The following is a 6380-nucleotide window of genomic DNA, read 5'->3' as shown; positions in this document are numbered from 1 at the left end:
GTAGATGTCATCTTCTTCGTTCGCGAAGTCGAGGACGAAGGTGCGTGCCTTGCCTGGCGCCATCCGGTTCAGGCGCGAGAGGGTCTGCACCGCCTGCACGCCCGCGAGCCGCTTCACGACATACATTGTCTGCAGGAGGGGCTGATCGAATCCAGTCTGATACTTCTCCGCCACCAAGAGCACACGGTAGTCATCACGCTCGAAGGTCTCGGGCAACTCGCTTTCTGCGAGGCCATCGTTCATTGACACTTCGGTGTAGGCCGATCCCGGATCCTCCGGATCTTCCACGGTGCCGGAAAAGGCGACGAGCGAGCGGATGCCATCGTAGCCGTGCGCCTTGATATAGCGGTCGAAGGCCAGCTTGTATTTCACTGCGGCAAGGCGTGAGCCTGTCACGACCATGGCCTTCGCCCGACCGCCGAGCTCGTGCATCACGTAGAGACGGAAATGCTCCACGATGACAGAGACGACCTGCTCGATGTTGACCGGGTGCAGCTCCAGATACCGCGTCAGCGCCTTGGCAGCCTTCTTGCGTGGCACGTCGGGGTCGTTCTCGACCTGTTTGATCAGACCGAAGAAGCGCTTGTAGGTCGTGTAGTTCTGCAACACGTCCATGATGAAGCCTTCTTCGATGGCTTGCCTCATCGTGTACTCGTGAAACGGCGACGTGCCAGTTGGTCCCGGCTCGTCGAAGAGGGTCTTGGTCTTGAACTTCGGCGTTGCGGTGAAGGCGAAGAAGCTGAGGTTCGGCTGGCGTGCCCGCTTCAGGGAGTCGCGCAGCATAGCTGCCTTGGCGTCCTCGGACAGGTCGTCGTCTTCTTCCTCGGACAATTGCGAGGCGATCGCAGCCTCGATGCCGTCCTTGTTCAGCATGCCCCTAAGCGCCATGGCCGTCTCGCCGCTTTGCGAAGAATGCGCCTCGTCCACGATCACTGCGAACCGCTTGCCCGCCGTGTCGATCTTCACGCCAGTCCCCTTGCTCTCCAGCGTTGAGAGCGCCTGAGAGATGAAGGGGAACTTCTGGATCGTCGTGATGACTATGGGTGTCCCGGCCGACAGTGCCCGGGCAAGCTGCTGTGTGTTTTCCTCGATCTTCTCAACCACGCCCGTCTTGTGCTCGAATTGGTAGATCGTGTTCTGCAATTGCTGATCGAGCACGCGCCGGTCGGTGACGACGACGACCGAGTGAAACACCTTCTCGTCATTGGCGTCGTGCAGGCTTGCCAGCCGGTGCGCCAGCCAGGCAATCGAGTTCGACTTTCCCGAGCCCGCCGAGTGCTGGATCAGATAATTCCTGCCAGACCCATGCGCGCCGGCATGCGCGATGAGCTTTCGCACGGCGTCGAGCTGGTGATACCGCGGAAAGATCATCGTTTCCTTGCGGATGGTGCGGACGCCCTTGTCGGTCTTGACCTGCCTTTCCTTGACTTCCCGGTGCATGAAGCGCTGGAGGATATCCATCAGGCTGTCAGCCTGCAGCACCTCGTCCCACAGAAAATGCGTCTTCCAGTTTCCGGCCACGGGCGGATTTCCGCCGAACCCGAACCTGTGCCGATCGAGCATTCCGGAGGTCGGGATGGCTGACGGACAATCGCGCTCTGCCTCGTTCTTCGAGACGCTGACCAGCACAGTGATGGGGTTCATCCTGTCGGTCGTGGTGCAGCGGGCGCTCTTCCCGGCGATGGGTCACGACTTCGCCTTTGCCGAGAACATGGCTGTGGCTTCGGTCTTCACGGCCGTCTCGATCCTGCGCGGCTATACCATGCGACGGATGTTCAACGCGCTCAGGGACCAGCTGCCATGAGCGGTCCGCCCCGCAAACCCACGGCCTGGCGCCGCATGGAGGGCAATCGCGGCAAGAAGGCCTGGAACCGCGCGGAGCCGATCCCTCCGGAAGGAACACCGGATTGCCCGGAACACCTCAGCGATGAAGCCCGGGCCGAATGGCACCGGCTCGTCGACACGCTGGTCGGGATGGGCGTGATCTCGATCGTCGATCGCGCAGTGCTTGCTGGCTACTGCCAGGCCTATGGCCGCTGGGTGGAAGCCGAAGAGAAGTTGAAGGAGACGCCGCTCCTCCTCAAGACGCCCTCCGGCTATGTGCAACAATCGCCCTGGCTGAACGTGGCCAACCGGCAGATGGAACTCATGGGGCGCTACATGGCCGAGATCGGGCTGACGCCAGCTTCGCGGTCGAGGATTTCGGCTTTCGCCAGTTCTGTCCCGCCGGCGGACATGGTCACAAAGGTGGAGTTCGTGACGGTGTATCAGGACAGGGAAGGAAAGCGTGTCGAAGTTCCGATGAACGTCGGAAAGCCCGTCGATGCCAATCCCTCGAGGGAAAACAGGTTCGCAGCCGATGAGGCGGACGAGAAGGGGGATGCCAACACCCTCAAGATATGCCTTACGGGACCGCAGGCCGGATGACCGATGCAACCGCCACAGGGCTCGTGACGGGGCCGTCTCTCGGTCGATCAACAAATGCCGCCCCCGAAGGGGCGGCAAGCTTGTCTTGAAGGGGGCGAACCGCCGTCAGCCCTATTGCGCGTCGGCGATCCGATAGACCCGCCCACGGCCCTCGACCTTGTCCGACGCCAGCGTCCGGTCGAGCTTCTTCGAGATGGACCCTGCGAGAGCGCCACGCACGGTGTGCTGCTGCCAGCCGGTGGCGGTCATGATCTCGGCGATCGTGGCGCCGCCCTCGCGTTCAAGCAGATCCACGACCGCCGCAAGCTTGGTGCCCGGGCGGGGCGTGCGGGGTGCGGGCTCTGGGGCGGTCGTCTCCTGTGATGCCGTGGTGGGTTCGGTTGTGGGCTGGTCTTCGGTCTTCGTGGTACGTGCCATGCTGGCCTCCTTGTCCGGGGCGGCGGGATGCCGACCCTTCTACGAGGCCAAGGCCCACGTGCGGCGAGCTGTCGGGCCATGTGGCGGCGTTGCGCAGGCCTCTGGCCCTGCAACGAGATTCGCTCTGTTCCGGACACCAATCAACTCGATAGATCATTGATATTGCGTATAATTCCAGAATCTTGAGCCTCTTCGCGCTACGACCTCCGCGCCACTTGGTGTACATACCTGCGCAACGAACGTTACGCAGGTCTGTACGGGGCCAGGATATGGGGGTGGCAATGGCGGTGGGAGAGCGGCTGGTGGCCTATGAGCGGGTCTCGACGGCGCGGCAGGGGCTGTCGGGGCTCGGGCTCGAGGCGCAGCGCAAGGCAATCGGCGATTTTGCCTCTGCCCGGGGTGCCGAGGTGCTGGCGCGGTTCACCGAGGTGGAGAGCGGGCGCAGGGCCGACCGGCCGGAATTGTCGCGCGCCCTGCATCTGGCGAAGGTGACGGGCGCCACGCTGGTGATCGCCAGGCTGGACCGGCTCTCGCGCAACGCGGCCTTCCTGCTCGCCCTCAGGGACAGCGGGGTGAAGTTCCTGGCCTGCGACATGCCGCAGGCCAATGACCTGACGGTGGGCATCATGGCGCTGGTGGCGGAAGCCGAGCGCGAGGCGATCTCGCGGCGGACGAAGGAGGCCCTTGCGGCGGCCAAAGCGCGTGGGGTGAAGCTGGGGAACCCGAACGGGGCTGAGAGCCTGCGGCGGGCCGGGAAAGGCGGGGCGGCGCTCAGGGCGGTCGTGTCGGCGAATGCTGCGGCGTTTGCGGAGGACCTGGCACCGGTGATCGCTGATGTTCAGGCGGCGGGGCACACATCACTTCGGGCAATCGCGGCGGAACTGACGGCACGAGGGATTAGGACGCGGCGAGGAGGTCGATGGAGTGTGGGCAACGTGCTTGGTGTCCTGGCCAAAGTGAACTGAATGCTGCAGGCGACCGGCATGGGGTTCTTCGGCCTCTACGGCTCGACGGCAGCGCTGGCCACAACGCTGACCCTCTCGGCCGTGGTGAACTGCATCGGCATCGGCTTCCAGCGCGGCACCCACACCCGCTGGCAGCTGGTCACGAACGACGGGACTGGCGCGCCGACGCTCACCGACATGGGTGCGAGTTTCGCCATCGCCACGGGAGGCGTGCTGACCCTGTTCATCGCCGCCCCGCCGAACGGCAGCTCCGTCTGGGTGCGCGTCGTCGACGAAGTTTCGGGCGCGGTCTTCGAGCAGGAGATCACCGCCGATCTGCCCGCCGCGACCCAGTTCTTGTCGCCGAGGCTGTTCATGAACACCGGAGCAACGGCCGCCGCCGTCGCCTTCGACTGCGCCGGGGGCTATGTCGAGACGGACTTTTGATTTGTAGGCAGAGACTGCCGGTCCGATTCACGGCTGCAAAGAGCGGAATGGATTCGCTGCAAAAGATGATGGCAGGTGCTGGCGCGTCTGTGGTGCGCGCGCCCGATCGAGGCTGGCATTGGGGTCGAAAGGCGCCGAGGCGCCCGAGATCAGCGGATTGCGGACCTCGCATCTTGACAGACATGCTTCCGTCAATCATATATATGTAATTACTCACTCACTTATCAACGTCCATGCGAAAGCCAGCAGAGCGGCGCAAGGCCGAGATTGTCACCGTCGTTCTCGCTCTGGCCGACAGGATCGGGCCGGACCGGGTGACGACCGGGGCGGTGGCTACGGCAATCGGGGTGACGCAGGCGGCGTTGTTCCGGCATTTTCCCACCAAGGCCGCGCTGTGGCAGGCCGTTGCCGAACATGTCGCCGAAGGGCTGGCAGCGGCTTGGGAGGACGCCCTCAGCCGCGACGATGGGCCGATTGACCGGCTGCGCGCGCTGATCGCGGCGCAATTCGCACAGATCGCCGCGACCCCAGCGCTGCCGATGCTACTGTTCTCGCGCGAGCTGAACGTCGCCAACGCGGAACTGCGCGCCACGTTTCATGGCTTGCTGACGGCCTTTCGCGGCTTGCTCGCGCGCGAGGTCGGCGCCGGGCAGCAAGCGGGCATTCTGCACGGCGACATCGAGACTGTGGATGCGGCGGTGCTGCTGACCTCGCTGGTGCAGGGGGTGGCGATCCGCTGGGCGCTGGGTGCGCGCGATTTCGACCTGCAGGGTGAGGGGTTGCGGCTGCTCGAGGTGCAATTGCGGCTTCTGGCCGCAGAAAGGGAATAGGCGATGCGGCGCGTCTGGCTTTTCGGATTGCTTGCGGCGCTGGCGATCGCGGCGGGCTTCCTGTTCCTGACCGAAAGGCCGCTGACGGTCACGGTCGCGCAGCCCGAAAGCGATGTGGCCCTGCGCATCTACGGGCTTGGGACGGTGGAGGCGCGCATCCTCAGCCGCGTGGGGTTCGAGGTCGGCGGGGCGTTGACGGCGTTTGCGGTCGATGCCGGCGACCGGGTGGCACCGGGTCAGGAAATGGCCAGCCTGCACGCCGCCGAACAGGAGGCGCGCGTGGCTCGCGCCCGCGCTGCGGTGGCGGCCAATGAGGCCAATCTCGCCAAGGCCGATGCCGCCGTCGTGCGCGCCCGCGCAGTCCTGGCGCAGCGCGAGGCGGCGAACCGCCGCCAGCAGGGGCTGGCGCAGCGCGATGTCACCTCGATCCAGCGCGCCGAGGAGGCGCAGCGCGACCAGGACGTGGCGCGCGCCGATCTGGCGGTAGCCGAGGCCGATGTCGCGGTGATCCGGGCGCAGGGCATGGATGCCGCGGCAGCCCTGCGGCAGGAGGAAACCCTGCTGGCCCATCACCGCCTGATCGCCCCCTATGACGCACTGGTCGTCGCCCGCCATGCCGAGGCGGGAACCGTGGTCAAGGCCGGCGATCCGGTCCTGACCCTGATCGACCCGGCCTCGATCTGGATCCAGGCCTATGTCGACGAGGAACGCGCCGGCCAGCTTTCTCTTGGCCAGCCCGGCACGATCCGCCTGCGCTCGCAGCCCGCGGCCGAGTTTCACGGCACCATTGGCCGCATCGGCATCGAAAGCGATCGCGTGAACGAGGAGCGCCGCGTCTGGCTGACCTGCTCCGATTGCCCGGCCGAGATGTTCCTGGGCGAACAGGCCGAGGTGCGCATTCTGACCGGCACCCGTGCCTCCGCGCTGATGGTGCCCGAACTGGCGATCACCGGCTTTGACGGGCATCGCGGCACGGTCTGGACGGTTGCGGACGGGCGCCTGACCCGCGCGGAACTGACCTTCGGTGCGCGCGATGACCGCGGTCGGGTCGAGGTCACGGCCGGCCTGCCCGAGGGGGCCGCGATCGTCGCCCGGGTGCCGAAGGGCGCGGCCGAGGGCCGGCGCGCACGCATCGCGGAGGCGCCATGAACCTCGCGCTCAAGGACATCCGCCACGGGCTGTTCCGTTTCCTCCTCACTTGCTTCGGGCTCGGGCTGCTGATGACCGTGGTTCTGGCGATGATCGGCATCTACAACGGGCTTGTCGCGGATGCGCTGGCGGTGGTGAAGGCGCCGGCGGCCGATGTCTGGGTGGT

At 65.6% G+C, this 6380-nt stretch carries 8 protein-coding genes; 6 read left to right on the top strand and 2 right to left on the bottom strand.

All coding sequences use genetic code 11. The features are described 5' to 3' along the window. A partial coding sequence (locus tag JNJ68_RS02395; protein ID WP_294978482.1) for a DEAD/DEAH box helicase family protein occupies positions 1 to 1563 on the bottom strand: 1563 nt, incomplete at its 3' end. Between the two features lie 13 nt (positions 1564 to 1576). On the opposite strand from JNJ68_RS02395, the gene JNJ68_RS02390 reads away from it, so the two are divergent. After that, positions 1577 to 1804, top strand: a complete 228-nt coding sequence (locus JNJ68_RS02390; RefSeq protein ID WP_294978480.1) for a hypothetical protein — start codon at positions 1577 to 1579, stop codon at positions 1802 to 1804. Continuing rightward, positions 1801 to 2427: a phage terminase small subunit P27 family gene (locus tag JNJ68_RS02385; protein ID WP_294978477.1), complete on the top strand. Its 627-nt coding sequence runs from the start codon at positions 1801 to 1803 to the stop codon at positions 2425 to 2427. The genes JNJ68_RS02390 and JNJ68_RS02385 overlap by 4 nt, the downstream gene beginning before the upstream one ends. 111 nt (positions 2428 to 2538) lie before the next feature. Here the strand turns inward: JNJ68_RS02385 and JNJ68_RS02380 are convergent, their stop codons facing one another. Further along, positions 2539 to 2844: a DUF3489 domain-containing protein gene (locus JNJ68_RS02380; RefSeq protein ID WP_294978474.1), complete on the bottom strand. Its 306-nt coding sequence runs from the start codon at positions 2842 to 2844 to the stop codon at positions 2539 to 2541. Between the two features lie 281 nt (positions 2845 to 3125). On the opposite strand from JNJ68_RS02380, the gene JNJ68_RS02375 reads away from it, so the two are divergent. The 4 genes from JNJ68_RS02375 (at position 3126) to JNJ68_RS02360 (ending at position 6214) form a co-directional block, all read left to right on the top strand. Further along, on the top strand, positions 3126 to 3809 hold the full coding sequence (locus JNJ68_RS02375; protein WP_294978471.1) for a recombinase family protein: 684 nt from the start codon (positions 3126 to 3128) through the stop codon (positions 3807 to 3809). Between the two features lie 81 nt (positions 3810 to 3890). Next, a complete protein-coding gene (locus JNJ68_RS02370; protein WP_363165238.1) occupies positions 3891 to 4235 on the top strand; it encodes a hypothetical protein in 345 nt (114 codons plus the stop codon). Positions 4236 to 4468: 233 nt separating this feature from the next. Further along, positions 4469 to 5065 (top strand): TetR/AcrR family transcriptional regulator, encoded by a 597-nt coding sequence (locus tag JNJ68_RS02365; protein WP_294978467.1) that lies wholly within the window; start codon positions 4469 to 4471, stop codon positions 5063 to 5065. A gap of 3 nt (positions 5066 to 5068) precedes the next feature. Further along, entirely contained in the window at positions 5069 to 6214 is a 1146-nt protein-coding gene (locus tag JNJ68_RS02360) for an efflux RND transporter periplasmic adaptor subunit (RefSeq protein ID WP_294978464.1), read from the top strand. Positions 6215 to 6380: the final 166 nt, after the last annotated feature.

The sequence above is a fragment of the Tabrizicola sp. genome (genome assembly GCF_016793705.1).
In the GTDB taxonomy this organism is placed as follows: Bacteria; Pseudomonadota; Alphaproteobacteria; order Rhodobacterales; family Rhodobacteraceae; genus Tabrizicola.
This window is presented reverse-complemented; position numbering and strand designations above follow the sequence as displayed.